The organism is Salipiger sp. PrR007 (assembly GCF_010499845.1).
Classification (GTDB): Bacteria; Pseudomonadota; Alphaproteobacteria; order Rhodobacterales; family Rhodobacteraceae; genus Salipiger; species Salipiger pacificus_A.
Genome location: NZ_JAAGOZ010000032.1, coordinates 21,722 through 46,666, shown reverse-complemented (window position 1 = coordinate 46,666; position 24,945 = coordinate 21,722). Strand labels below are relative to the sequence as shown.

The window sequence follows — 24,945 nt, the reverse complement described above, 5'->3', positions numbered from 1 at the left end:
CCCGGGCTTGCCGCCCCCGGGGCGGCCACGACCGCCGCCGCCGCCGCGCTGGGCGCGGGCGGGCTCGGCCGGGCGTTCGCCGTAGAGCGTTTCGATCTGCTGGCCGATCAGCTTTTCGATGCCACGCAGGTCGGCCATCTCCTCGACCCCGCAGAAGCTGACGGCGCGGCCGTCACGCCCGGCACGGGCGGTGCGGCCGATGCGGTGGACGTAGTTGTCCGCCACGTTCGGCAGGTCGAAGTTGTAGACGTGGCGCACGTCGGGAATGTCGATGCCGCGCGCGGCGACGTCGGTGGCCACCAGCACGCGCATCTCGCCCTTGCGGAACGCATCGAGCGCGCGGTTGCGCTGGCCCTGGCTCTTGTTGCCGTGGATCGCGCCGACGGCGAAACCGGCCTGGTCGAGCTTGCGCGACAGCTTCTCGGCGCCGTGCTTGGTGCGGCAGAAGACCAGCGCCAGCTCGTCGCGGTGATCGTCAAGAAGACCGGTCAGGGTCTCGATCCGCTTTGGCGTTTCGACGAAGACCACCGATTGCTCGATCTTGTCGGCGGTCTTGCCCGGAGGCGCGACCTGGATGCGCACCGGATCGTTCAGGTAGGCGCTGGCGATCTCGTTCATCTGCTTGGGCATGGTGGCTGAGAAGAGCAGCGTCTGGCGCTTGGCCGGCAGGTCACGGGCGATGCGGCGCAGCGCGTGGATGAAGCCGAGGTCGAGCATCTGGTCGGCCTCGTCGAGGACGAAATGCGTCACCTGGTCGAGCTTCAGCGCGCCGCGATCCATCAGGTCGATGAGACGGCCGGGGGTGGCGATCAGCAGGTGCGTGCCCTTTTCGAGCTTGCGCGACTGCACGTTGATCGAGTTGCCGCCGACCACCAGCGTCAGGCGCAAGTGCGCGCCGGTGAGCACCGACGAGAGCGTGTCGTGGATCTGCGCGGCGAGCTCGCGGGTCGGGGCGAGAATCAGCGCCTGCGCCGATTTCGGCGCGCAGCGGGTCTGGCTGGCGAGCAGCGCATCGGCGATCGGCAGGCCGAAGGCAAAGGTCTTGCCGGTGCCGGTCTGCGCAAGGCCCATCACGTCGCGACCGGCGAGGGCCTCGGGGATGGCCTGGGTCTGGATGGGGGTCGGCTGAGTGAGATTCTGCTCGGCAAGGCGAGCCAGAAGGGTGGGGCGGAGCCCCAGCGTGTCGAATGTCATGAAAATCCTTTCGGGGAGGGCCAAGAGGGCCGTCGCCGGATGTGCGCCTTCGCGCGGGAGGAGATGTGCAGCGGGCTGCGATTGGCGCGCGGGCCGGATTGCCCGAATGCCGTAATCGCAAGAACTCCTTCGCGAGGCCGGACCCATGGAAGGGTGCCAACGGCGGGAAATCTGGCATCGCAGGCGCGGGGCGGTTGGCCCCGGGCTGGTAAGGAACCGGCGATCACGCGGGGTAAATGGGGGAAAATGGCCGGAAAGTCAATGCAGGGCGTGTGAAATGGCCTGACACAGGATCATCGCTTGTAATTCCGGGTTGGAGGGGGCATTTAGGTCGGGCTACTGAATTTCGATTCTGATTCCTCCACGGCTCAGCTTTCGACTTTGAGCCGCCAGGTCGCTGCGCTTTGTGGGCGACACAGATAGAGGAATACAATCATGGCAACTGGTACCGTCAAGTGGTTCAACACCACCAAAGGTTTCGGCTTCATCGCACCCGATGGTGGCTCGAAAGACGTTTTCGTGCACATCTCGGCTGTTGAGCGTTCGGGCCTGACCGGCCTCGCCGACAACCAGAAAGTGTCGTTCGACATCGAAGCAGGCCGTGACGGCCGCGAGTCGGCGATCAACCTGGAACTGGTGTAAGCCAATCCGGATGGGGCCAAGGCCCCGCCAAGAGATACGGAAGAGCGGACCCTCGGGTCCGCTTTTTTCGTTTTCAGAGGTCTGTCCGCCCGGCGGTCTGTCGGCCCGGCGACGTCGCTCCGGGCCGAGCCTCACACCCCCGCCCGCTGCGCCCCTGCCGCGATGGCCTCGCGCAGCTTGCGTTCCAGCATCTTCTGCTTGGAAGGGGTGAAGTACTTCAGCCCGAACATGTCCTTCACGTAGAAGGTGTCGACCACCTGCTCGCCGTAGGTCGCGATGACCGCAGAGACGATGTAGACATGGCTTTCCGACAGGGTGCGCGTCAGGTCGTAGAGCAGCCCCGGACGGTCGCGCGTATCAACCTCGATGATCGTGTAGATGTCCGAGCCCTCGTTGTCGAAGCTGATCGACGTGGGCACCTTGAAGGCCTGTTCGCGCTTTTTCAGCTTGCCGCGCTGCTCCATGGCCTCGCGCGGGCGGACTTCTCCCATCAGCGTCTTGCGGATCATCTCGCGCAGGCGGGGCAGGCGGGCCTCTTCGTAGGGCGAGCCGTCGGCATCCTGGATCCAGAAGGCGGCGGTGGCATAACCGTCCTTGGAGGTGAAGGTGCGCGCGTCCACCACGTTGGCGCCGACCAGCGAGAGCGCCCCGGCGAGCCGGGCGAAGATTCCCGGGTGATCCTGCAGCGCAAAGCAGGCGCGGGTGGCATCCCGGTCCTCGTCGGGGTGGATGTCGATCTTGATCTCGTCATCCTTGATCTCGCGCAGCAGCTTGGCGAAGACCTCGTGGGCGGTGACGTGCAGCCCCTGCCAGTAGGATTCGTAGTGCCGCCCGGTCTCGGTGCGCAGCGCCTTGGCGTCCCAGTCCGAGAGGGCCTCTCGCAGGGCTTTCTTGGCCTCGTTGCCACGGTTCTCGCGGTTGAGCGCCTCCATCCCGTCCTCGAGGCCGCGGCGGGTCTGTCGGTAGAGCGCACGCAGCAGCGCCGCCTTCCAGTTGTTCCACACGTCCGGGCCGACGCCGCGGATGTCGCAGACGGTGAGTACGGTGAGCAGGTCGAGCCGCTCGCGGGTCTGCACCGCCTTGGCAAAATCGCGCACGGTGCGCGGATCGGCGATGTCGCGCTTCTGCGCCATGTCGGACATCAGCAGGTGGTAGCGCACCAGCCATTCGACCGTCGCGCTCTCCTGCTTGCTGAGGCCGAGGCGGGGCGCCACCTTGCGGGCGATCTGAGCGCCGAGCACGGCGTGGTCCTCGTCGCGGCCCTTGCCGATGTCATGCAGCAGGAGCGCGGTGTAGAGCACCTTTCGGTTCACCCCCTCGCGCAGGATTTCCGAGGCGACGGGCAGGTCCTCGGTCAGGTCGCCATGCTCGATCTGCGACAGGTTGCCGATGCACTGGATGGTGTGCTCGTCCACCGTGTAGCTGTGGTACATGTTGAACTGCATCATCGCCACGATCGGCTCGAACTCGGGGATGAAGGCGGCGAGCACGCCAAGCTCGTTCATCCGGCGCAGCGAGCGCTCGGGATTGCCGTGCTTGAGCAGCAGGTCCATGAAGATGCGCTGCGCCTCGCGGTCATTGCGCATATCCTCGTCGATCAGGTGCAGGTTGGCCTTCACCAGCCGCATTGCGTCGGGGTGCAGCAGCAGGCCGGTGCGCAGCCCTTCCTCGAAGAAGCGCAGCAGGTTGATCTTGTCGGACAGGAAGGCGATCGGATCGACGATGGCGAGGCGGTTGTGCACCACCTCGTATCCGTCTTTCACGTTCGGCCCGCGCTTGAACATGCGCAGCAGCAGCGGCGCGTCCTTCTGCTGCTCGGCCTCGAGCGAGGTGAGGAAGATGCGGGTGAGATCGCCCGTCGAGGTGGCGTGGCGGAAGTAGTCCTGCATGAACCATTCCACCGCCCGCCGGCCGCCGCGGTCGCTGTAGCCCATGCGGTCGGCCACCTCGACCTGCATGTCGAAGGTCAGCTGCTCGACCGCGCGTCCTGCGGCGAGATGCATGTGACAGCGGGTGGCCCAGAGGAATTCCTCGGCGCGGTAGAAGGTGCGGTATTCCTCGGGGCGGAACACTCCGAGCCGCACCAGGTCTTCTGTGTCGTCGGTGTGATGAACGTACTTCGTGATCCAGTAGAGCGATTGCAGGTCGCGCAGCCCGCCCTTGCCCTCCTTGACGTTGGGTTCGACCACGTAGCGCAGCCCGTGCTTGCGGTGCCGGTCCGAGCGTTCCTCGAGCTTGGCCGCGACGAAGGCCCGCTCGGTGCCCTTGAAGAGGTCGTTCCAGAGCTTGTCCTCGAGCTCGTCCGCGAGCGGCTTGTGGCCGGTGAGGTAGCGGTGCTCGAGCATGGCGGTGCGGATGGTGAAATCCTCGGCGCCGAGCCGCAGGCAGTCCTTAACCGTGCGCGAGGCGTGGCCGACCTTCAGCTTCAGATCCCAGAGCATGTAGAGCATCGACTCGATGACGCTCTCCGCCCAGGCGGTGATCTTGTGCGGGGTCAGGAACAGCAGGTCGACATCGGAGAAGGGCGCCATCTCGCCGCGCCCGTAGCCTCCCACCGCGAGCACCGAAAGCCGCTCTCCCTTGGTCGGAGTGGGATTGCGGTGCAGGTGCCGCGTGGCGACGTCGAAACAGATGCGCACCAGCCCGTCGGTCACCCAGGTGTAGGCGTGGGTGACCGGAAAGGCGTTGTGGGGCTGGCGGGCGAATTCCCGGGCGATGGTCTCGCGGCTCTGCCTCGCTGCCTCCGAGAGGATTTTGACCACCGTGGAGCGGACAGCGCTTTCGCCGCCCTCCTCGGGGAGAGCGGCGAAAACCTGGGTGCGCAGACCCGCGATGTCGAAGATTTCAAGCGCCGGGGCGATCAGGTCGTCCGGCAGGAACTCGGACGTCTCAGAAACCGGCACCTGAGAAACTGGAGGGGGCAGGGTCAAGGATCGTTACCTGGTTATTCTGAATGGTGGCGACGGCCAGACCACGCTCGTTGGTGCCGTCCGACTTCAGCCTGAATACACCGCCGGTGCCTTGGAAACCAGCAGCTTGCGTCAGTGCGCGGCCCGTGAGGGCATCACTGCGGCCCTGCGCGACCAGGGCGCCGATGGCGGCAACCCCGTCGAAGGCGAGACCGGCCAGCGGGTGCGGCTCGGCCCCGTAAGACCCCCTGTAGCGGGCGTTGAAGTTCCGCTGCATCGCCTGGTCGGGCATGGTGAACCATGCCCCCTGCGCGCCGGGATAGGAGAAGAGCTGCGGCGCCACGTCCCAACGGGTCAGGCCGATGTACTGGGTCACCGCCGGGTTCACGCCGTTCTCGGGCATGAGCTGCAGCAGCAGGGGCATGGCGGCATTGGTGGCGTCGGAGGTGATGAAGACCGACTGCGCGCCGCTGCTGCCGACGATGTTGCCCATCGACTGCGCGGTGCGGGTCACCCCCTCGACGCTGAGCTCGTAGGGCTGCTCTGCGACCACCGAGACGCCGTTGCGCGCGGCGGCTTGGCTGATCGCGGTGCGGCCGAATTCGCCCGGCACGTCCTGCGAGTAGAGCACGGCAACCGAAGTGATGCCGCGGCGGGTGCCGAAGCCCATCAGGCGGTCGGCGGTGTTGTTGAACGTCGGGCCGAGGATGAAGAGATTGCCCCCGGCGATCGAGGCATTGTTGGAGAAGGCGAGCACGTTGACGCCCTCATCGGCCACGACCTTGGAGGCCTCGACCGCTTCCTCGCCGCGCAGCGGACCGAGGATGATCCGTGCGCCCTCGTCGACGGCGCGCTGGGCCTGGGCCGCGGCCTGGGCGGGCTGGCCGGCGGTGTCATAGACCGCGAGGTCGATCTGCGCGTTTCCGAGATCGGCGATCGCGAGCCGCGCGGCATTCTCCAGATCGCGCGCCACGGCGGCGGCCGACGGATCGGACTGCGGCACCAGCAGCGCCACGCGGACGGTCTGGCCGGGATCGATGCTCGGACCGCCGCTGCCGGCGGAGCCGAGATCGGTCATGGTCGAGACATCGCAGGCGGCAAGCAGGGCGGCGGTGGCAAACATGGCGACCGGGCGCAGCGCCTTGCGGGCGCGGGCGAAAAGGGCGAACATTGGTGGCGGGCTCCCTCGTTGACGCCCAAGCGGTTCTTCCGCACGAGCATTTGGGAGCAATCATAGTACAGCGGGGGATCGGGTCCAGTGATGAATCCCGAAAGAAGCGGTTTGGTGCCAGGGCTCTACCTGGTATCCACGCCTATCGGAAACGCGCGCGACATCACGCTGCGGGCGATCGACGTGCTGCGCGGCGCCGACGTGCTGGCGGCGGAAGACACGCGCAGTCTCAAGCGGTTGATGGAAATCCTCGGCATCCCGCTCGGCGAGCGTCCTTGCCTCGCCTACCACGATCACAACGGTGCCAAGATGCGGCCGCGGCTGATGGCGCTCCTGGCGGAGGGCAAATCCGTCGCCTATGCCTCGGAAGCCGGCACGCCGATGATCTCGGATCCGGGCTTCGATCTTGCCCGGGCGGCGCGCGAGGAGGGGCACGCGGTGACCGCGGCGCCCGGCGTCTCGGCGGTGATCACCGCGCTGACCCTGGCCGGGCTGCCGACCGACCGTTTCCTCTTTGCGGGCTTTCTGCCCAACGCCAAGGGGGCACGCCGCACCGCGCTGTCGGCGCTGAGGCAGGAGGCGGCGACCCTGGCCTTCTACGAGTCGCCCAAGCGGCTGGGCGCAATGCTGGCCGATGCGGCGACCACGCTCGGCGGAGAGCGCCGCGCGGCGGTCTGCCGGGAATTGACCAAACGTTTCGAGGAAGTGCGCGAAGGCACGTTGGACGAGCTGGCCTCGATATACGCCGAGACGCCGCCGAAGGGCGAGATCGTGGTGCTGATCGGCAAGGGACATTCGGAGAAAATTAGCGACTCTGAGCTAGAAGAGGACGTGTTGGCGGCACTGGGCGAGATGTCGGTTCGAGACGCTGCCGACTACGTGGCGCAGGCCAATGGGATTGCCCGGCGCCCGGTTTACCAGCTCGCGCTCAAGCTCGCGAAAGAGCGCGGCTGAACGGGAAAGGCCGCCGCGTTGCCGGGGGCTCAAGCTTGCTCCCGCGGGCTGCAGGTGATGCGCAGCGAAGCGTGGAACGGGGGCTGGCAACGGCGTCTGGGAATGGCGCTTGGGAACGGCGTCTGGAAAGGGACAGCATGTCGGTACATCCGTCGCAGATGGCGTTTGACTTTGACCGCTCGGCCCCCGTGGCGGCACCCCCGCCGCGGCGACCTGCGGTGGAGGACCGGTTCAGGCGGCGGTCGCGCGGCGAAATGAGCTACTTTGCCGGTCTCGCCGCCGAGGAGGCAATTGCACGCGATTACGAGCGGCGCGGTTACCCGCTTTTGCGCCGTCGCTGGCGGGGGAGATCGGGCGAGATCGACCTGATCTTCCGGGATGGGACTGGCTTTGTCTTCGTCGAGGTGAAGGCCAGCAGGAGTTTCGACCAGGCCCTGGAGCATCTGCATTGCCGGCAGATCCGCAGGCTTCAGAAGAGCGCGGAGGAATTTGTCGGCACACAGCCGCTCGGCGCGCTCAGCGAGATGCGCTTCGACGTGGCCCTGATGGATCGCCACGGGATGATCCGGGTGATCGAGATGGCTTTCGGCCCATAGGCTTCGCGCGGGGCCAGCCCTGCCATTGCGCCTCGCGCGCCGCTGCGCCATGTATGGCGAAAGCCAAGCGCGGAGACCGACATGAAGATCGCCTTTCAGATGGACCCGATCGGGTCCGTGAACATCGACGCCGACAGCACTTTCCGCCTTGCCGAGGAAGCGCAGGCACGAGGGCACGAGCTGTTCTACTACGGGCCCGATGATCTAGCCTATGAGGAGGGGCGGGTGACCGCGCGCGGTCACTGGATGTCCGTGCAGCGGGTGGCGGAACAGCCGGCTGTGCTTGGGCCGCGCACGGTCGTGGACCTGGCCGAGATCGACGTGGTCTGGCTGCGGCAGGATCCGCCCTTCGACATGCATTATATCACCACCACCCATCTTCTTGACCGGATCGCGCCGGGCACGCTGGTGGTCAACGACCCCTTCTGGGTGCGCAACTCGCCCGAAAAACTGCTGGTGCTGAACTTCCCCGAGCTGACGCCGCCGACGACCATCGCGCGCGATCTCGAGACGATCAAGGCGTTCAAGGCCAAGCATGGCGACGTGATCCTCAAGCCGCTCTACGGCAACGGTGGTGCGGGGGTGTTCCGGCTGGACCAGAACGACCGCAACCTCAGCTCGCTGCACGAGCTTTTCACCGGCTTCTCGCGCGAGCCGCTGATCGTGCAGAAGTACCTGCCCGCGGTGAGCAAGGGCGACAAGCGGGTGATCCTTGTTAACGGCGAGCCGGTGGGCGCGATCAACCGCGTGCCGGCCGCGGGGGAGGTGCGCTCGAACATGCATGTCGGCGGTCGTCCGGAAAAGGTTGCGCTGACCGAGCGCGACCGCGAGATCTGCGCCACCATCGGTCCTGTGCTGAAAGAGAAGGGGCAGATTTTCGTCGGCATCGACGTGATCGGCGACTGGCTGACCGAGATCAACGTGACCTCGCCGACCGGCATCCAAGAGCTGGAGCGTTTCGACGGGGTCAACGTTGCGGCGCAAATCTGGAAGGCGATCGAGGCCAAGCGGGCCTGAGCCCGGTCCGGGCGGCGCGGGATGAGCTGGCAGCTGACCGCGCTCAATGCCGGGCTGCGGCTGCTGGCCAAGCCGCGGCTCGCGCGCACGCCCGGGCCCGAGGAAGCGGCGCGCGATCTCGACCAGCACGCGCCGCTCTTCATGCGCCAGCCGCGCCATCTTCTGCACTTGCGGCGGCCCGGCGGGCTGCACTGGATCAGTGCCGGGCCCTGCACGCCGCGGCAGGCGATTTTCTACCTGCACGGAGGCGGCTATATCTCGGGCAGCCCGCGCACCCACCAGGGGGTGATGGCGCGGCTCTCGCGCCTGTCGGGGGTCGAGGTTTGCGCGCCGGACTACCCCTTGGCGCAGGAGGCGCCCTTTCCGGCCGCCATCGAGGCTGCGGGGGCCGCCTGGGAGCGGCTCTGCGGGCTCGGCTATGCGCCGGGGCAGGTGGTGCTTGCCGGCGATTCGGCCGGCGGCGGGCTGGCGCTGTCTCTGCTGGCGCAGCTCTGTGCGCGCGGCGAGGCGCCGGCGGGGGCGGTGGTCTTCTCGCCCTGGACCGACCTTGCCATGCGCGGCGAGAGCCTGCGCCGCAACGCGCGCGCCGACCCCTTTTTGCCGGTGGGACGCATCCGGGAGCTTGTGGAGATCGTGGCAGGCGGCGCGTGCCGCGATGACCCGCGCCTCTCGCCGTTCTATGCCGACTTCCCGGGCTGTCCGCCTGTCCGCCTGTGCTGGGGAGAGAGCGAGATACTCTGCGACGACGGCCTGCGCATGGCGGCGCGCCTGCGGGAGGCGGGGGCCCGGGTGGAGGTCGAGACACACCCACTGGCGCCGCACGCCTGGCCGGTCTTCGATGGCTGGATCCCCGAGGCGCGGGCGACGCTGCGCCGGGCCGCGCGCTTCATTCAGGAGGTTCTGGGCGACACCAGCCGGTAGCTCAGGGCCTCGGCCACCTGCGGGCGGCGCACCTCCTCCTCTCCGGCGAGATCGGCGAGGGTGCGGGCCACCCGCAACACCCGGTGATAGCCGCGCATCGACAGGCCGAAGCGGTCGGCGGCGCGCAGCAGCAAGGCGCGGCTCTCGGCATCCGGCGCGGCGATCTCGTCCAGCCGCCGCCCGTCGACATCGGCGTTGGTGCGCAGGCCCGGGTGGCCCGCGTAGCGCGCCGCCTGCCGCGCCCGCGCGGCGGCAACCCGAAGCGCGACCGAGGCGCTGTCCTCGCCCGAGGGCTGCAGCGACATCTCCTCGAGCGGCACGGGCGGCACTTCGAGGCGCAGGTCGAAGCGGTCCATGAGCGGGCCGGAGATGCGCCCGAGGTAGTCCTCGGCGCAGGTGGGGGCGCGCGAGCAGGCGCGCGCGGGATCCCCGGCCATGCCGCACTTGCAAGGGTTCGCTGCGGCGACCAGCAGGAAGCGGCAGGGGTAGGTGACATGGGCGTTGGCGCGGCTGACAGTGATCTCGCCACTTTCGAGCGGTTGGCGCAGGCTGTCGAGCACGTTGCGGGGAAACTCCGGCAGCTCGTCCATGAAGAGGATGCCGTTGTGCGCGAGGCTGATCTGCCCGGGCCGAGCGCTGCGCCCGCCGCCGGTGAGCGCCGCCATCGAGGCAGTGTGATGCGGCTGCTGGAACGGGCGGGCCATCGACAGCCGCCCCTCGGCCAGCTCGCCGGCCAGAGAGCGGATCATCGCCGTCTCCAGCGCCTCGGACGCCCCGAGCGGCGGCATGAGGCTGGGCAGGCGGCGGGCGAGCATCGACTTGCCGGTGCCGGGCGGGCCGGTGAAGAGCAGGTGGTGCCGCCCCGCCGCGGCGATTTCCAGCGCGCGCTTTGCGCGTTCCTGCCCGGTGACGTCGCAGAGATCCGGCCCCTGCGGTGCGCGCTCCGCCGGGCCGGGCCGGGCAGGCTCGAGCGGTCCGGCGCCGGTGAAGTGGCGGATCGTCTCGGTGAGGTTGCGGGCGGCGAGGACACGGCAGGCCGCGACCCAGGCGGCCTCGGGGCCGCAGTCCGCGGGACAGAGCAGGCTGCGCGACTCGGCGGCCGCGGTGAGTGCGGCGGGCAGGGCTCCGGGGACGGCGACCAATGCGCCTTCGAGCGTCAATTCGCCGAGCGCGACGGTTTCGGCCACGGCATCCGCCGGGATCACCTCGAGCGCGGCCAGAAGGCCGAGCGCGATGGGCAGGTCGAAATGCGACCCCTCCTTGGGCAGGTCGGCCGGCGAGAGATTCACCGTGATGCGTTTCGAAGGCAGGGCGATGGCCAGCGCCTGCAGCGCTGCCCGGATGCGCTCGCGCGCCTCCGAGACCGCCTTGTCCGGCAGGCCGACCACGGCGAAGCCGGGTACGCCGGGAGTGACGGCGCATTGCACCTCGACAAGGCGCGCGTCGACTCCGTCAAAAGCGACCGTATAGGCGCAGGCCCCCATCCTCCGCGATCCCTTTCCAGACGGTGTACGCCAGGATGGCGGCAAGGAGCTTGATGAACGGTTAACCGCTGAGTGGGATACTGCCGATACATAGAAATTTTTTCGTGGCCCCCTAAATCAAGATCAAGGTGCCGGCGACGTCGCGAAAGAGCGCTGCGGACAATTTCTGATGTGCAATTGAAAACAGCGACTTGAGGTACATAAATGCGCGGGTGTGTTGCTCGTGTTTCGCGGTGGAGCCTCGTTGAGGAGGGTTCATTCGGTCGCCCGGACCGCCTTTGTTGGGGCGCGGATCTCCGCTTGCGCAAATTTCTCGGAAACCAAATTGCGTGACGCGTCGTTACTATATCAAAGAGTAACGAGGCCGGCGCGCCCGGCCCAGGCAACGGGGGCCTTGCATGGCTTTGGATTCAACTTTCAATGATCAGACCCTCTCGCGCCGGGCGATGAAGGCGGAACTGCTCGATGCTGAGACCGAGTTGCGTTTGGCCTATGCCTGGCGTGACCAGCGCGACGAGCAGGCCCTGCACCGGCTCATCACGGCTTACATGCGGCTGGCAATTTCCATGGCCGCCAAGTTCAAGCGCTATGGAGCGCCGATGAACGATCTCGTTCAGGAGGCGGGTCTTGGCCTGATGAAGGCGGCGGACAAGTTCGACCCCGACAGGGGCGTGCGCTTTTCGACCTACGCGGTGTGGTGGATCAAGGCCTCGATCCAGGATTACGTTATGCGCAACTGGTCGATGGTGCGCACCGGCTCTACCTCTTCCCAGAAATCGCTGTTCTTCAACATGCGCCGCGTGCAGGCCCGGCTCGAGCGCGAAGCCTCGTCCCGGGGCGAGGTGCTGAACCGCAACACGCTCCGCGAGATGATTGCCACCGAGATCGGTGTTCCCCTGCATGACGTAGAGATGATGGAAGGCCGGCTCTCGGGATCGGACTACTCGCTCAATGCCACGCAGAGCGCCGACGAGGACGGCCGCGAGTGGATTGACACGCTGGAGGACGAGGGCGAGCAGAGCTCGATGCTCGTGGAAGGCAAGCTCGACAATGCCCAGCTGCGCGAATGGCTGGTCAACGCGATGACCTCGCTCAATGATCGCGAAAGGTTCATCGTCCGCGAGCGCAAGCTGCGCGACGAGACCCGGACGCTGGAAAGCCTCGGTCAGGAGCTGGGTCTGTCCAAGGAGCGCGTGCGTCAGCTCGAGGCGGCGGCCTTTGCCAAAATGCGCAAGTCGCTTGAAGCGCAGTCTACCGAGGTGCAACACTTCCTCGCATGATGCGAGCCCTTGCACTGACCCTGATCTCTCTGGCTGCGCCCTCTCTCGCGCAGCAAAATCCTGTCTCTCCGCAGGATGGCACATCCGCCCTCATGGGGGCGGATGTGGTGTTTCTTGGCGAGATCCATGACAACCCCGCCCACCACGCGCGGCAGGCCCAGTTGGTGGCCCAAATAAAGCCCGTGGCCCTGGTCTTCGAGATGCTCTCGCCCGAGCAGGCGGCTCTGGTGACGCCCGAGCTGGTCAGCGACGAGGCGGCGCTCGAGGCGACGCTCGGCTGGAACGACAGTGGTTGGCCGGATTTCTCGATGTACTACCCGATCTTCGCGGCGGCGTCCGAGGCCATGGTCTTCGGCGCAGAACTGCCGCGAGATGAGGCGCGGGCGCTCGGAGAGGGCGATCTGGGCAAGGTCTTCGGCCCCAGCGCCGGTTTTTACGGGCTCGACGAGCCGCTGGATCGCGAAGAGGACGCCGCGCGCCAGCAGCTGCAGATGTCGGCGCATTGCAATGCTCTGCCGCTTGAGATGCTGCCGACCATGGTGGGCATCCAGCGCCTGCGCGACGCGCGACTCGCCGAGACCGCGCTCGAGGCCTATGCCGATCTGGGCGGGCCGGTGGTGGTGATTACCGGAAACGGCCACGCGCGCAGGGACTGGGGTGCCCCGGCGCTGCTCGCACGGGCGGCGGGCGAGGTCTCGGTGGCCGCGCTCGGGCAGGGCGAGACCGGGCAGGGGGCGCCCGAGGGCAGCTTCGATCTGGTCGAGCACAGCGCTCCTGCCGAACGCGACGATCCCTGCGAAGACTTCCAGATGCCCCAGAGCAACTGACCCGCCTTGCCACGACGTGGCGGGGCGGATTGAGTTTTCCCGGCGCGGCCTCTAACACTTGGGGCCGAAGGCGGGGCAGGCGGCCCCGATGGGCGAAGGGCGTGGCACCATGCTTTCCGGCAAACGGATACTTCTGATCATCGGCGGCGGCATCGCGGCCTACAAGTCGCTGGAGCTGATCCGGCGCCTGCGCGAACGCGGCGCCGCAGTGACGCCGGTGATGACCCGCGCGGCCGAGGAGTTCGTCACCCCGCTCTCGGTCTCGGCACTGGCGGGCGAGGAGGTCCACCGCGATCTTTTCGACCTGACGAAAGAGGCCGAGATGGGCCACATCCAGCTCAGCCGTGTCGCCGATCTGGTGGTGGTCTCCCCGGCGACGGCGGACCTCATGGCGAAGATGGCGCAGGGGTTTGCGGGGGATCTCGCTTCGACGCTGCTTCTGGCCACCGACACGCCGGTGCTGATCGCCCCCGCGATGAACGTGCGCATGTGGCAGCACCCTGCCACGCAGCGGAACCTAGCGACCTTGCAAGACGACGGTGTGCGCGTGGTCGGCCCGAACGACGGCGACATGGCCTGCGGCGAGTTCGGCCCGGGGCGACTGGCCGAACCGATGGAAATCCTCGCGGCGATCGAGGCGGCGCTGGCGGAGGGGCACTTGAAAGGGCGGCGGGTGCTGGTCACCTCGGGCCCGACGCATGAGCCGATCGACCCGGTGCGCTACATCGCCAACCGCTCCTCGGGCGCTCAGGGCACGGCGATCGCCGAGGCGCTGCGCGATCTCGGGGCGGAGGTGGTCTTTGTCACCGGCCCCGCCGAGGCGCCGCGCCCCACCGGGGTCGAGGTGATCGAGGTCGAGACCGCCCGCGAGATGCGCGCCGCGGTGCTTGCTGCCCTGCCTGTGGAGGCGGCGGTCTTCGCCGCGGCGGTCGCCGACTGGCGGATGGCCGCGGAGAATGGCTCGAAAATCAAGAAACAGGCCGGCAAGCTGCCGGTTCTGGAATTTGCCGAGAACCCCGACATCCTCGCCGAGGTCTCGCGGATGGCCGAGGGGCGGCCCGGCCTCGTCGTGGGCTTTGCCGCCGAGACCGACGACGTGCTCGCCAATGCGACCGCCAAGCGGGCGCGCAAGGGCTGCGACTGGATCGTCGCCAACGATGTGTCCCCGGCGACCGGCATCATGGGCGGCAGCGAGAACGCGGTGGTGCTGATCTCGGAGGGCGGGTCTGAAGAGTGGCCTCGCATGGGCAAACGGGCGGTCGCCGCGCAGCTGGCAGAGCGGATCGCCGCGGCACTTGGCAGCTGAACCGGGCGCGGCACCGCAAGCGCGGGCCGGACAAGAGTTTTTGTAGAATGACGAAAGGGGCGGGGCCGCGTAGGGCCGCCGCGCTGCGACAAGGAAAGGACGAGCCGTGGTTTCTGTGGCGATGATGTGGGACGAAGGGGCGGACCGGGAGCTGGGGCTGCCGCATTACGCGAGCGCCGGGGCGGCGGGGGCGGACCTGCGGGCGAATTTCCCCGACCGGGGCTCGGTCGAGTTGGCGCCGGGCGCGCGGGCGCTGATCCCCACCGGGCTGCGCATGGCGATCCCCGAGGGGTACGAGGTGCAGATCCGGCCGCGCTCGGGGCTGGCGCTCAAGCACGGCATCACCCTGCCGAACACGCCCGGCACCATCGATTCCGACTACCGCGGCCCGCTCGGGGTGATCGTGATGAACGCCGGGCAGGAGAGCTTTACCGTCGCCCATGGCGAGCGCATCGCGCAGATGATCGTCGCCCCGGTCGTGCAGAGCGCCTTCGAGCTGGTGGAGAGCCTGCCCGAGACGGTGCGCGGCGCGGGGGGCTTTGGTTCGACGGGCACGCGCTGATGCTGCTGGTTCTGGGTCTCGGCGCGGCGATCTGGGGGCTCGGGCATTTGCTCGGCGCGTCCAAGACAGCGCGGCTTTACATGCTGGGGCTGCTCTACGTGATCGTGCTGATGATCCAGGTGGCGCTGCCTGAAGGGCACGGGCTGCGGCAGGTCACCGGCGGCAGCCCGGCGCTGTGGCTGATCCTCGGCGGCTTCGTGGCGCTGGGGCTGGTCTATGCGCTGGTGCTGCGCCGGGTGAAGGCGCGGGCGCAGGCGGGTGAGGCGGCGCGGGCCGCCGAGGTGCCCTCGGGGCCCGGCCGCATGTCCGACAGTGAGCTCGAGCGCTATGCCCGGCACATTGTCCTGCGCGAGCTGGGCGGGCCGGGGCAGAAGAAGCTGCGGGGCGCAAAGGTGCTGGTGGTCGGCGCGGGCGGACTTGGCGCGCCGGCGCTGCAGTATCTCGCGGCGGCGGGGGTCGGGACCCTCGGGGTGATCGACGACGACGTGGTCGAGAACGCCAACCTGCAGCGGCAGGTGATCCACACCGACGCCCGCATCGGCATGGCCAAGGTGTTTTCGGCGCAGGCCGCCATGGAGGCGCAGAACCCCTATGTGACGGTCAAACCCTATCACCGCCGCATGGCGCCCGAGATCGCCGAAGAGCTCATCGCAGAGTATGACGTGATCCTCGACGGCACTGACGACACCGACACCCGCTACCTCGTCAACCGCGTGGCAGTGGCGCAGGGCAAGCCGCTGGTCTCGGGCGCGCTGAGCCAGTGGGAGGGGCAGGTCTCGGTCTTCGATCCGGCGCGGGGCACGCCCTGCTACCAATGCCTCTTTCCCGTGGCCGCCGCGCCGGGCATGGCCCCGAGCTGCGCACAGGCGGGGGTGCTTGGCCCGTTGCCCGGCGTCGTCGGCGCGATGATGGCGGTGGAGGCGGTGAAGGTGATCGCCGGGGCCGGCCAGCCGCTGCTCGGCGAGATGCTGATCTACGACGCGCTCTGGGGCGAGACCCGCAAGATCACCCTCAAGCGCAAGGAAGACTGTCCGGTCTGCGGCGCTGCCGCCTGACCCAGCGGCGCGCCGCGAGTCGCGATCTTGCCAAGTCACCGCTGCTCGCCATACTGGCGCCACAACAAGATTCCGGAGAGGTTCCCTGATGTTCAAGCCCCTAGCTGCCCCGGCGGTTGCCGCCGCGCTGCTCGCCGCCACCCCGCTTCTGGCGCAGGATCTGCCCGATCTGCAGGGGCGTGAGGTGGTGGTCGCCACCGAGAACGCCTACCCGCCGCTGCAGTTCGTCGATCCCAAGAGCGGCGAGGCGATCGGCTGGGAGTATGACGCCATGGCCGAGATTGCCGAGCGCCTGAACATGACCGTCTCCTACGAGAACATCTCCTGGGACGCGATGATCCCGGCGGTGAGCGAGGGGCAGTTCGACTTGGGCATGACCGGCATCACGATCCGCGAGGACCGCGCCGAGGTCGTCGATTTTTCCGAACCCTACATGCGCTCGGAAATGGTCATGCTGGTGCGCGGCGACGAGGAGCGTTTCGACGATGCCGCCTCTTTCGCCGCCGACGAAGACCTTCTGATGGGCGCCCAGCCGGGCACCACGCCCTTTTACGTGGGCGTTTACGACGTGCTGGATGGCAACGAGCAGACCCCGCGCATCACCCTTTTCGAGACCTTCGGAGCCAGCGTGCAGGCGCTGCGCACGGGAGACGTCGACCTCGTGCTGACCGATGGCACCGCGGGTGAGGGCTACGTGGCCTCCTCGGAGGGCGCGCTGAAGATCGTCGGCGAGAAGCTGGGCTCGGAAGACTTCGGTTTCATCTTCCCCAAGGGCTCGGACCTCGTGGCGCCGATCAACGCGGCGATCGCGGCAATGTCCGCGGACGGCACGCTGGACGCGCTGAACAAGACATGGTTCCTCGACTACAAGATGGGCGAATGAGCCTTCCGAAACCTTCTGCCGGGACCGCATGAAACCGCAGAGCAAGAAAGACTTCCCCTGGTGGCTCGTTGCCACCGGGGTGCTCGGGCTCATGGCCTATGGCGCGGTGCTCACCGACGAGGTGCAGGCGCAGGTGCTGCGCACGCTGCTCAAGGGCGTGCAGATCACCGTCTTCGTGACGCTGGTGGGTTTCGTGCTGGCCTCGGTGATCGGCATGGGTGTGGCGCTCATGTCGCTCTCGCGCAGCCTGATCCTGCGGCAGATCGCGCGGTTCTATACCGAGATCCTGCGCGGCATCCCGATCCTCGTGCTGCTGCTCTACGTCGCCTTCGTGCTGGCGCCGGGCATGGTAGCTGGCTGGAACTGGCTGGCCGGGTACCTCGGGATCGACCCCTTGCGGGTGCGGGACTTTTCGCTGCTCTGGCGTGCGATCCTGGCGCTGACCATCGGTTACTCGGCCTTCATCGCCGAGGTCTTCCGTGCCGGGCTGCTGTCGGTCGATGAGGGGCAGATCGAGGCGGCCGAGGCGCTGGGGCTCAGCCGCTCGCAGGTGTTCCGGCTGGTTGTCCTGCCGCAGGCGATCCGCACCATCCTGCCGCCGCTCGGCAACGACTTCGTCGCCATGGTGAAGGACAGCTCGCTGGTCTCGGTGCTCGGCGTGCTCGATGTCACCCAGCTCGGCAAGGTCACAGCGGCAGGGAACTTCCGCTACTTCGAGACCTACAACGTCGTGGCGCTCATATATCTGACGATGACAATCACCCTCTCGCTGCTCTTGCGGCGGCTCGAAGCGCGGCTTCGCGACAAGCCCTGACAGCGGCCCGGATGGCCGGGGTTGGGGACTCCGCGGAAGACATTTGGGCCTGGGAAGGTGGCCGGGCGCGGCGCGGCTTGCGCGGGGGCCCGAAGAAGCGCTGCCGGTGGGATTGCGGGCGCCGCGGGGGCGACCTACCTTGCCTGCAAAAGGAGTCCGCATATGACCAACCCGCTTCTCGCCGATTGGGATACCCCCTTCGGCCTCGCGCCGTTCGACCGCATTTCCGACGCTGATTTCGCCCCAGCCTTCGCGCAGGCGTTGGCGGCGCATCTTGCCGAGATCGAGGCGATTGCAGACAATCCCGAAGCGCCGAGCTTTGCCAATACCGTCGAGGCGATGGAGGGCGCGGGCGAGGCGCTCGACAAGGTTCTCTCGGTGTTCTTCTCGGTGGCGGGCGCGGACAGCAACGAGGCGCGGCAGGCCCTGCAGCGCGAGTTTTCGCCCAAGCTCGCGGCGCACAGTTCGGCGATCTACTCCAACGAGACGCTGTTTGCCCGGGTGCGCGATCTCTGGGAACGGCGCGATGCGCTTGGTCTCTCGGACGAGGAGGCGCGCGTGTTGATGCTGACCCACCGCGGCTTCGTGCGGGCCGGTGCCGCGCTGACCGGCGAAGAGGCCGAGCGCATGAAGGCGGTGAAATCGCGGCTGGCGGTGCTCGGGACGCAGTTCACCCAGAACCTGCTGAAGGACGAGGCTGACTGGGTCATGCCGCTCGCCGAGGCGGACCTCGAGGGGCTGCCCGACTTTGTCGTCGACGGCGCCCGCTCGGCGGGAGAGGCCGGAGGCCACGATGGTCCGGTGATCACCCTTTCGCGTTCGCTGATCGTGCCCTTCCTGCAGTTCTCGCCCCGGCGCGACCTGCGAGAGAAAGCCTGGCGCGCCTGGACGGCGCGCGGCGAGAACGGCGGCGAGACCGACAACCGCGGCATCGCGGCGGAAATTCTCGGGCTGCGCGAAGAGCGGGCCGCGCTGCTCGGCTACCCGGATTTCGCCAGCTACAAGCTCGAGACCGAGATGGCCGGCACGCCAGAACGGGTGCGCGAGCTGCTGATGCAGGTCTGGGCGCCGGCCCGTGCCGCTGCCATGGCCGACCAGGCTCAGATGGAGGAGATGCTGCGCGCGGACGGGATCAACGACGATTTCCGCGCGTGGGATTGGCGCTACTACGCCGAGAAGCGGCGCAAGGCGCTGCACGATCTCGATGAGGCCGAGCTGAAGCCCTACCTGCAGCTGGAGCGGATGATCGAGGCGGCCTTCGCCTGCTCCCACCGGCTTTTCGGCCTTGAGTTCCGCGAGTTGGATCAACCGCTCTATCACCCCGATTGCCGTGCCTGGGAGGTGACGCGGGGCGGCAAGCACGTGGCAGTCTTCATCGGTGACTACTTTGCCCGCGCGTCCAAGCGCTCCGGCGCCTGGTGCTCGGCGATGCAATCGCAGGCCAAGCGCCCCGTCGCAAAGGCTCCCATCGTGATCAACGTCTGCAACTTCGCCAAGCCGCCCAAGGGCAAACCGGCGCTGCTGTCCTACGACGACGCGCGCACGCTCTTCCACGAGTTCGGCCACGCGCTGCACCAGATGCTTTCGGATGTGGAGTTCGGCTCGGTCTCGGGCACTTCGGTGGCACGCGACTTCGTGGAACTGCCGAGCCAGCTCTACGAGCATTGGCTCGAGGTGCCCGAGGTGCTGGCCGAGTTCGCCACCCATGCGGAGACCGGCGCGGCGATGCCGAAGGATCTGCTGGACAAGGTGCTTGCGGCGGCAACCTTCGACATGGGCTTCCAGACGGTGGAATACGTGGCCTCGGCGCTGGTCGATCTGGAGTTCCACAGCGGCCTGTCCAGCGACGATCCCATGGCGAAACAGGCCGAGGTGCTGGCCGAGATCGGCATGCCCTCGGCGATCCCCATGCGCCACGCCACGCCGCATTTCGCCCATGTGTTCGCGGGGGACGGCTATTCCTCGGGGTACTACAGCTACATGTGGTCCGAGGTGATGGATGCCGACGCCTTCGCCGCCTTCGAGGAGGCGGGCGGGGCCTTCGATCCGGCCACCGCGTCAAGGCTCGAGGAATTCATCCTCTCGAAAGGCGGCTCGGTCGAGGCCGAGGAGCTCTACACCGGCTTCCGGGGTCGCATGCCGGGCGTCGAGGCGCTGCTGAAGGGGCGCGGGCTGGCGGCCTGACCGCTCGGCCCGACCGCTTAAAACGTTTCGCGGGTGAGGGTGTACCCCTCGTCCGCGAGCAGTTTCAGGATACCATCGGTGCCACTCAGATGGGCGGCGCCGAAGGCGGCGACCACGGGGGCCTCGGTTTCTGCCGAGGCCTGCATCAGCACCGGGATCCACGCCTTGTTGCGGGCGGTGAGGAGCTGCGCCTCGGTTTCTTCCATCATCGCGTCGACCTCCGCGGGTGCCTCGGGCAGCGCGCGCCGGGCGATCAGCCGCGAGATCACCCAGGTGTCGGCATGGGCTTCTTCGAAATAGGCGTCGAAGAGCGTGGCGAACTGGTCCTCGGCGGTATCGGTGTCGAGCACCCCGGTGCGCAGCATCTCGAGTTGGTCCTCGATCGGCTCGGCGTTGAACAGGCGGAAGACCGTATCGAAGGGCTCGAGCGCGCGGGTCGGCACCTCCGCGTCGTCGGCGATATCCTGCAGCTTCATGTCGAGCCCGCTCTTGCCCTTGAGTTGCGCCATGGCGCAGGGCGGGGTGGCGAGCATCATCGATAGGTACCAGGGCTGGAACTTGGCGGCCATGACGGCGGGAATGCCCCGGTCCCGCGCCGCGCTCGCCAGCGCCTGCCAGGCGGCCTCGGGCAGCAGTTCGGGCAGGGTGGGCCCCGAGAGGGTGAGCATCGTCGGGTCCTCGGCAAGCGCCTTCTGCAGGTGCTTTTCCTCGGCGCGGGTCATCTCGAGCAACAGCAGGCCGGCGTTTTCCACCAGCGGTGTCAGCCGGGCGACGGGTCCATCCAGCCGCGCGTCGCCGAGATGCATGGTGCCGACGATGTGGAGGACCTTGCCATCCTTCTCGGCGCGCCAGCGGTTGCCCTCGGGGTAGGGGATCCCGGCCAGCATCCGGCTCCGCTCGGCCTGTTCCGCCGGGGTGAGCGCGGGGCGCAGGTCGCTGCCTTCGCAGGCGGCGTGCAGCGCGGCGGGCAGGAGCAGGAAAAGCGATACGAGGAACGGGCGGACCATGAAGACAACCTGACTGGGAGGAGTATTCGCCTCAGGCTAGGGCAGTGGCTTGCCAGCGACAAGCCGCGGGGCGATGGTGGCGGCCATGTTGCGGGAAAGTGAACTCTATGCGCCGGTCAAGGCGCTTCTTCAGGCGCAGTGCTACGAGGTGAAGGGCGAGGTGGGCGCGGCCGACCTCGTGGCGGTGCGCGGTCAGGAAGAGCCGGTCATCGTCGAGCTGAAGTTGAAGATTTCGCTGGCGCTCTTCCACCAGGCGCTGGCGCGGTTGCGGGTCTCGGATCTTGTCTACATCGCCGTGCCGAAACCCGCCGGACGCATGGCGCGGCGGGCGCTGAAGGACAACCTGGTCATGTGCCGGCGCCTGGGACTCGGATTCATCACCGTCAAGGACGGGCGGGCCGAGGTGCAGTGCGATCCCGGCCCCTATGCGCCGCGCAAGAGCAAGCCGGGGCAGGCCAAGCTGCTGCGTGAATTCCGGCGGATCACCGGCGATCCGAACGATGGCGGCGCGACCCGGCATGGCATCGTCACCGGCTATCGGCAGGATGCCCTGCGCTGCGCCGCTTTCCTCGCGGAGGCGGGCGAGAGCAGGGGGCGCGACGTGGCGGCGGCCACCGGGGTGAAGGTGGCAACGCGGCTCATGGCGGACAACCACTACGGCTGGTTCGCCCGCGTCCGCGTGGGGGTCTATGCGCTGACCGATGCAGGGCGCGCGGGGTTGGTACACTGGGCCGGCAGCTGGGAGGAGCAGGCGGCCTAGTCGTGCCGGGCGCTCTTCAAGCCTGCCGAGGCGCCGCCTTGACCTCGGCCTGCGCTGTCGCCCGTCGGGCGCGCTTTGCCGCGACCCGCTCGCGGTAGAGCGTGTAGAACCCCGAGGCGATGATGATCCCACAGCCCACGAAGGTCCAGACATCGGGCAGGTCCGAGAACACGAGAAAGCCGTAGAGCGTGCTCCAGATGATCATCGTGTACTGCACCGGGGCCATGACCACGGCCTGTCCCACGTCGAGCCCGCGGATGATCAGGAATTCGCCCATGCCCGCCGCCGCCGCGATGGCAAGGCACATGGCCATGACCTCGAGGCTGGGCGGCGTCTCCCAGACGAAGATCAGCGGCACCGAGCACAGCAGGAACGAGGTCAGCGAGGTATAGGTCACCGTGGTGGCGATGCTGTCGGCGCCGCTCAGGTAGCGCGACAGCAGCTGACGCGCGGCGAAGCACAGCGCCGCGACGAAGGCGAAGGCGATGGCGGGGTGGAAGACCCCCATCCCCGGCCGGATCACCACCAGCATCCCGATGAAACCGCACAGGACCGCGGCCCAGCGGCGCGGGCCCACCGGCTCTTTCAGCAAGAGCGCGCCGAAGACGGTCACGAGGAACGGCGCTGTGAAGGTGACCGCCGTCGCATCCGCGAGCCCGACGTAGCGCAGCGACATGACGAAGCAGCCCGCCGAGGCGAGCGCGATGACGCCGCGGCTTATCTGCAGCAGAGGATGCGGCGTGCGCAGAACATGGCCGCCGCGCAGTGCCAGCAGGACCAGCACCCCGATGAACAGCCCCGACTGGCGGAACCAGATCACCTGGATCAGCGGCAGGTGCTCGGTCAGCAGCTTGGCCAGCATGTCGGTGATGCCGAAGCCGAAGAAGCCGAGCGCCATGAAAAGAAAGCCGCGCGTATTGTCATGCGTCGGCGTCTGCCGCGCGGAAGGCGCCGAAAGCGGCGCGTAGGGGATGGCCATGGGTATTTCCGAGTCTGTGATCTCAGGCACGTCACCACATTCGGCGGAGAGATGCCATGCTTCTCTGGGTCGGGGTTGTATCCGCCGGGTGCACTGCACATCTGGCGGGCACAGGTCTGCGGTCCTTGCCGGGATGTCATGAAATTTTCTCGGAGAGGACTGTTGACTCAAAACACGGGCCTGCCTAGCTATGCGTCGTTAGCACTCCACAAGGGTGAGTGCTAACGGCCCTCGATCCCGACGGAGTTCGGGTATCAGCGGGGGCCTACAGGGACAACCTTTGAGCTATGGAGACTCGAAGATGGCATTCAAACCGCTTCACGACCGCGTCCTCGTTCGTCGCGTTGAGAGCGACGAAAAGACCAAGGGCGGTCTGATCATCCCCGACAGCGCGAAAGAAAAGCCCGCCGAGGGCCAGATCGTTGCCTGCGGCGAAGGCGCCCGCAAGGACAGCGGCGAGCTGATCGCAATGGCCGTCAAGGCCGGCGACCGCGTTCTGTTCGGCAAATGGTCGGGCACCGAAGTGACGATCGACGGCGAAGAGCTGCTGATCATGAAGGAATCGGACATCCTCGGCATCACCGAGGCGGCCTGATCTTCTGATCGCCCGGGGGCCTCGGGCCCCGCTACGCCAGACATTCATTCAAATTTCAGGAGTACTTGCAGATGGCTGCCAAGGACGTGAAATTCAACACCGATGCCCGCACCCGCATGCTCAAGGGCGTCAACATCCTCGCCGACGCGGTGAAGGTGACCCTCGGCCCGAAAGGCCGCAACGTCGTGCTCGACAAGTCGTTCGGCGCGCCGCGCATCACCAAGGACGGTGTCTCTGTCGCCAAGGAAATCGAACTGGAAGACAAGTTCGAGAACATGGGCGCGCAGATGGTGAAGGAAGTCGCTTCCCGCACCAACGACGAAGCCGGTGACGGCACCACCACCGCGACCGTTCTCGCTCAGGCGATCGTCAAAGAGGGCATGAAGGCCGTTGCGGCCGGCATGAACCCGATGGACCTGAAGCGCGGCATCGACATGGCAACCGCCAAGGTCGTCGAAGCGATCAAGGCAGCTGCACGCCCGGTCAACGACAGCAACGAAGTTGCTCAGGTCGGCACCATCTCGGCCAACGGCGAAGCCGAAATCGGCCGTCAGATCGCGGACGCGATGCAGAAGGTCGGCAACGAGGGTGTCATCACCGTCGAAGAGAACAAGGGCCTCGAGACCGAGACCACCGTCGTCGAAGGCATGCAGTTCGACCGTGGCTACCTGTCGCCCTACTTCGTGACCAACGCCGACAAGATGATTGCAGAGCTCGACGACTGCATGGTCTTGCTGCACGAGAAGAAGCTCTCGTCGCTGCAGCCGCTGGTCCCGCTGCTCGAGCAGGTCATCCAGTCGCAGAAGCCGCTGCTGATCATCGCTGAAGACGTCGAAGGCGAAGCACTGGCGACCCTCGTGGTCAACAAGCTGCGCGGCGGCCTGAAGATCGCAGCCGTGAAGGCACCGGGCTTCGGCGATCGCCGCAAGGCCATGCTGCAGGACATCGCGATCCTGACCGGCGGCCAGGTGATCTCGGAAGATCTGGGCATGAAGCTCGAGAATGTCACCATGGACATGCTCGGCACCGCCAAGACCATCAACATCACCAAGGACGAGACCACCATCGTCGACGGTCACGGCGACAAGGCCGAGATCGAGGCACGCGTGGCCCAGATCCGTACGCAGATCGAGGAAACCACCTCGGACTACGACCGCGAGAAGCTGCAGGAACGTGTTGCCAAGCTGGCAGGCGGCGTTGCCGTCATCCGCGTCGGCGGCATGACCGAGGTTGAAGTGAAAGAGCGCAAGGACCGTGTGGACGACGCTCTGAACGCAACCCGCGCAGCCGTGCAGGAAGGCATCGTCGTCGGCGGCGGCACCGCTCTGGTGCAGGGCGCAAAGACCCTCGAGGGTCTGACCGGCGCGAACTCCGACCAGAACGCCGGCATCGCCATCGTGCGCAAGGCTCTGGAAGCTCCGCTTCGCCAGATCGCCGAGAACGCAGGCGTGGACGGCTCGGTCGTCGCAGGCAAGGTGCGTGAATCGGATGACCTGAAGTTCGGCTACAACGCGCAGACCGACGAATATGGCGACATGTTCAAGTTCGGCGTGATCGACCCCGCAAAGGTCGTGCGTACCGCACTGGAAGACGCAGCTTCGGTTGCAGGCCTGCTGATCACCACCGAAGCGATGGTGGCCGACAAGCCGCAGAAAGACGCGCCGGCCGGCGGCATGCCCGACATGGGCGGCATGGGCGGCATGGGCGGCATGATGTAATCTGCCGGTCCATACGGACGTCTGCCTTCGGGCAGCAGGCGGGGGGCTTCGGCCCCCCGTTTTGCGTTTGCGCGGTGCATGTGCCGG

The 24,945-nt window shown here is 67.4% G+C and carries 22 protein-coding genes; 16 read left to right on the top strand and 6 right to left on the bottom strand.

From position 1 onward, the window contains the following. Window positions 1–1,194: DEAD/DEAH box helicase (locus G0Q01_RS15175; RefSeq protein ID WP_164213603.1), on the bottom strand; the 1,194-nt coding region annotated here is incomplete at its 3' end. 435 nt (window positions 1,195–1,629) lie between these two features. Between G0Q01_RS15175 and G0Q01_RS15170 the strand changes: the two genes are divergently transcribed. Continuing rightward, on the top strand, window positions 1,630–1,836 hold the full coding sequence (locus tag G0Q01_RS15170) for a cold-shock protein (RefSeq protein WP_095884218.1): 207 nt from the start codon (window positions 1,630–1,632) through the stop codon (window positions 1,834–1,836). A gap of 131 nt (window positions 1,837–1,967) precedes the next feature. Here G0Q01_RS15170 and G0Q01_RS15165 read toward each other — a convergent pair whose 3' ends face one another. Both G0Q01_RS15165 and G0Q01_RS15160 read right to left on the bottom strand, forming a co-directional pair. Next, window positions 1,968–4,766: a [protein-PII] uridylyltransferase gene (locus tag G0Q01_RS15165; RefSeq protein ID WP_370457289.1), complete on the bottom strand. Its 2,799-nt coding sequence runs from the start codon at window positions 4,764–4,766 to the stop codon at window positions 1,968–1,970. Beyond that, a complete protein-coding gene (locus G0Q01_RS15160) occupies window positions 4,726–5,916 on the bottom strand; it encodes a penicillin-binding protein activator (RefSeq protein ID WP_164196600.1) in 1,191 nt (396 codons plus the stop codon). The genes G0Q01_RS15165 and G0Q01_RS15160 overlap by 41 nt, the downstream gene beginning before the upstream one ends. A gap of 90 nt (window positions 5,917–6,006) precedes the next feature. Here G0Q01_RS15160 and rsmI point away from each other — a divergent pair, with 90 nt between their 5' ends. From rsmI to G0Q01_RS15140, 4 genes are all read left to right on the top strand, one after another. After that, complete coding sequence (gene rsmI / locus G0Q01_RS15155) at window positions 6,007–6,870, top strand: 16S rRNA (cytidine(1402)-2'-O)-methyltransferase (RefSeq protein ID WP_164196601.1); 864 nt, start codon at window positions 6,007–6,009, stop codon at window positions 6,868–6,870. Between the two features lie 71 nt (window positions 6,871–6,941). Then, window positions 6,942–7,466: a YraN family protein gene (locus G0Q01_RS15150; RefSeq protein WP_370526755.1), complete on the top strand. Its 525-nt coding sequence runs from the start codon at window positions 6,942–6,944 to the stop codon at window positions 7,464–7,466. Window positions 7,467–7,547: 81 nt separating this feature from the next. Continuing rightward, window positions 7,548–8,483, top strand: a complete 936-nt coding sequence (gene gshB, locus G0Q01_RS15145; protein ID WP_164213602.1) for a glutathione synthase — start codon at window positions 7,548–7,550, stop codon at window positions 8,481–8,483. 21 nt (window positions 8,484–8,504) lie between these two features. Further along, a complete protein-coding gene (locus G0Q01_RS15140; protein ID WP_164196604.1) occupies window positions 8,505–9,404 on the top strand; it encodes an alpha/beta hydrolase in 900 nt (299 codons plus the stop codon). On the opposite strand, the gene G0Q01_RS15135 is transcribed toward G0Q01_RS15140, so the two are convergent. Continuing rightward, complete coding sequence (locus tag G0Q01_RS15135) at window positions 9,374–10,888, bottom strand: YifB family Mg chelatase-like AAA ATPase (protein ID WP_164196605.1); 1,515 nt, start codon at window positions 10,886–10,888, stop codon at window positions 9,374–9,376. The two genes, G0Q01_RS15140 and G0Q01_RS15135, sit on opposite strands and share 31 nt — an antisense overlap. A 398-nt stretch (window positions 10,889–11,286) precedes the next feature. Here G0Q01_RS15135 and G0Q01_RS15130 point away from each other — a divergent pair, with 398 nt between their 5' ends. The 8 genes from G0Q01_RS15130 to G0Q01_RS15095 all read left to right on the top strand — a co-directional run bounded on the left by G0Q01_RS15130 (window position 11,287) and on the right by G0Q01_RS15095 (window position 19,799). Further along, the gene (locus tag G0Q01_RS15130; protein ID WP_108967022.1) at window positions 11,287–12,168 is read left to right on the top strand and encodes an RNA polymerase factor sigma-32; all 882 of its coding nucleotides are present in this window, start codon (window positions 11,287–11,289) and stop codon (window positions 12,166–12,168) included. Further along, complete coding sequence (locus tag G0Q01_RS15125) at window positions 12,165–12,995, top strand: ChaN family lipoprotein (RefSeq protein ID WP_164213601.1); 831 nt, start codon at window positions 12,165–12,167, stop codon at window positions 12,993–12,995. Before G0Q01_RS15130 ends, G0Q01_RS15125 begins: the two co-directional genes overlap by 4 nt. Before the next feature lie 109 nt (window positions 12,996–13,104). Then, window positions 13,105–14,301, top strand: coding sequence for a bifunctional phosphopantothenoylcysteine decarboxylase/phosphopantothenate--cysteine ligase CoaBC (gene coaBC, locus G0Q01_RS15120; protein WP_164196624.1), 1,197 nt, complete (start codon window positions 13,105–13,107; stop codon window positions 14,299–14,301). 124 nt (window positions 14,302–14,425) lie between these two features. Then, window positions 14,426–14,863 carry a dUTP diphosphatase gene (gene dut / locus G0Q01_RS15115; RefSeq protein ID WP_164196625.1) on the top strand — a complete coding sequence of 146 codons (438 nt, stop codon included), beginning with the start codon at window positions 14,426–14,428 and terminating at the stop codon, window positions 14,861–14,863. After that, a complete protein-coding gene (locus tag G0Q01_RS15110; protein ID WP_164196607.1) occupies window positions 14,863–15,918 on the top strand; it encodes a molybdopterin-synthase adenylyltransferase MoeB in 1,056 nt (351 codons plus the stop codon). Before dut ends, G0Q01_RS15110 begins: the two co-directional genes overlap by 1 nt. Window positions 15,919–16,006: 88 nt before the next feature. Continuing rightward, window positions 16,007–16,801 (top strand): transporter substrate-binding domain-containing protein, encoded by a 795-nt coding sequence (locus G0Q01_RS15105; RefSeq protein ID WP_164196608.1) that lies wholly within the window; start codon window positions 16,007–16,009, stop codon window positions 16,799–16,801. 28 nt (window positions 16,802–16,829) lie between these two features. Then, entirely contained in the window at window positions 16,830–17,615 is a 786-nt protein-coding gene (locus tag G0Q01_RS15100; protein ID WP_164196609.1) for an amino acid ABC transporter permease, read from the top strand. A gap of 162 nt (window positions 17,616–17,777) precedes the next feature. Then, window positions 17,778–19,799 (top strand): M3 family metallopeptidase, encoded by a 2,022-nt coding sequence (locus tag G0Q01_RS15095; RefSeq protein WP_164213600.1) that lies wholly within the window; start codon window positions 17,778–17,780, stop codon window positions 19,797–19,799. A 17-nt stretch (window positions 19,800–19,816) separates the two neighbouring features. Here the strand turns inward: G0Q01_RS15095 and G0Q01_RS15090 are convergent, their stop codons facing one another. Next, entirely contained in the window at window positions 19,817–20,806 is a 990-nt protein-coding gene (locus G0Q01_RS15090; RefSeq protein ID WP_164196611.1) for a TraB/GumN family protein, read from the bottom strand. Window positions 20,807–20,891: 85 nt separating this feature from the next. Here G0Q01_RS15090 and G0Q01_RS15085 point away from each other — a divergent pair, with 85 nt between their 5' ends. Beyond that, window positions 20,892–21,566 carry a DUF2161 domain-containing phosphodiesterase gene (locus G0Q01_RS15085; protein WP_164196626.1) on the top strand — a complete coding sequence of 225 codons (675 nt, stop codon included), beginning with the start codon at window positions 20,892–20,894 and terminating at the stop codon, window positions 21,564–21,566. A 16-nt stretch (window positions 21,567–21,582) separates the two neighbouring features. Here G0Q01_RS15085 and G0Q01_RS15080 read toward each other — a convergent pair whose 3' ends face one another. Further along, window positions 21,583–22,545, bottom strand: a complete 963-nt coding sequence (locus G0Q01_RS15080; RefSeq protein WP_235940170.1) for a DMT family transporter — start codon at window positions 22,543–22,545, stop codon at window positions 21,583–21,585. Between the two features lie 301 nt (window positions 22,546–22,846). Between G0Q01_RS15080 and G0Q01_RS15075 the strand changes: the two genes are divergently transcribed. Continuing rightward, window positions 22,847–23,140 (top strand): co-chaperone GroES, encoded by a 294-nt coding sequence (locus tag G0Q01_RS15075; RefSeq protein WP_108967009.1) that lies wholly within the window; start codon window positions 22,847–22,849, stop codon window positions 23,138–23,140. A gap of 71 nt (window positions 23,141–23,211) precedes the next feature. Further along, the gene (groL, locus tag G0Q01_RS15070) at window positions 23,212–24,858 is read left to right on the top strand and encodes a chaperonin GroEL (RefSeq protein ID WP_108967007.1); all 1,647 of its coding nucleotides are present in this window, start codon (window positions 23,212–23,214) and stop codon (window positions 24,856–24,858) included. Window positions 24,859–24,945: the final 87 nt, after the last annotated feature.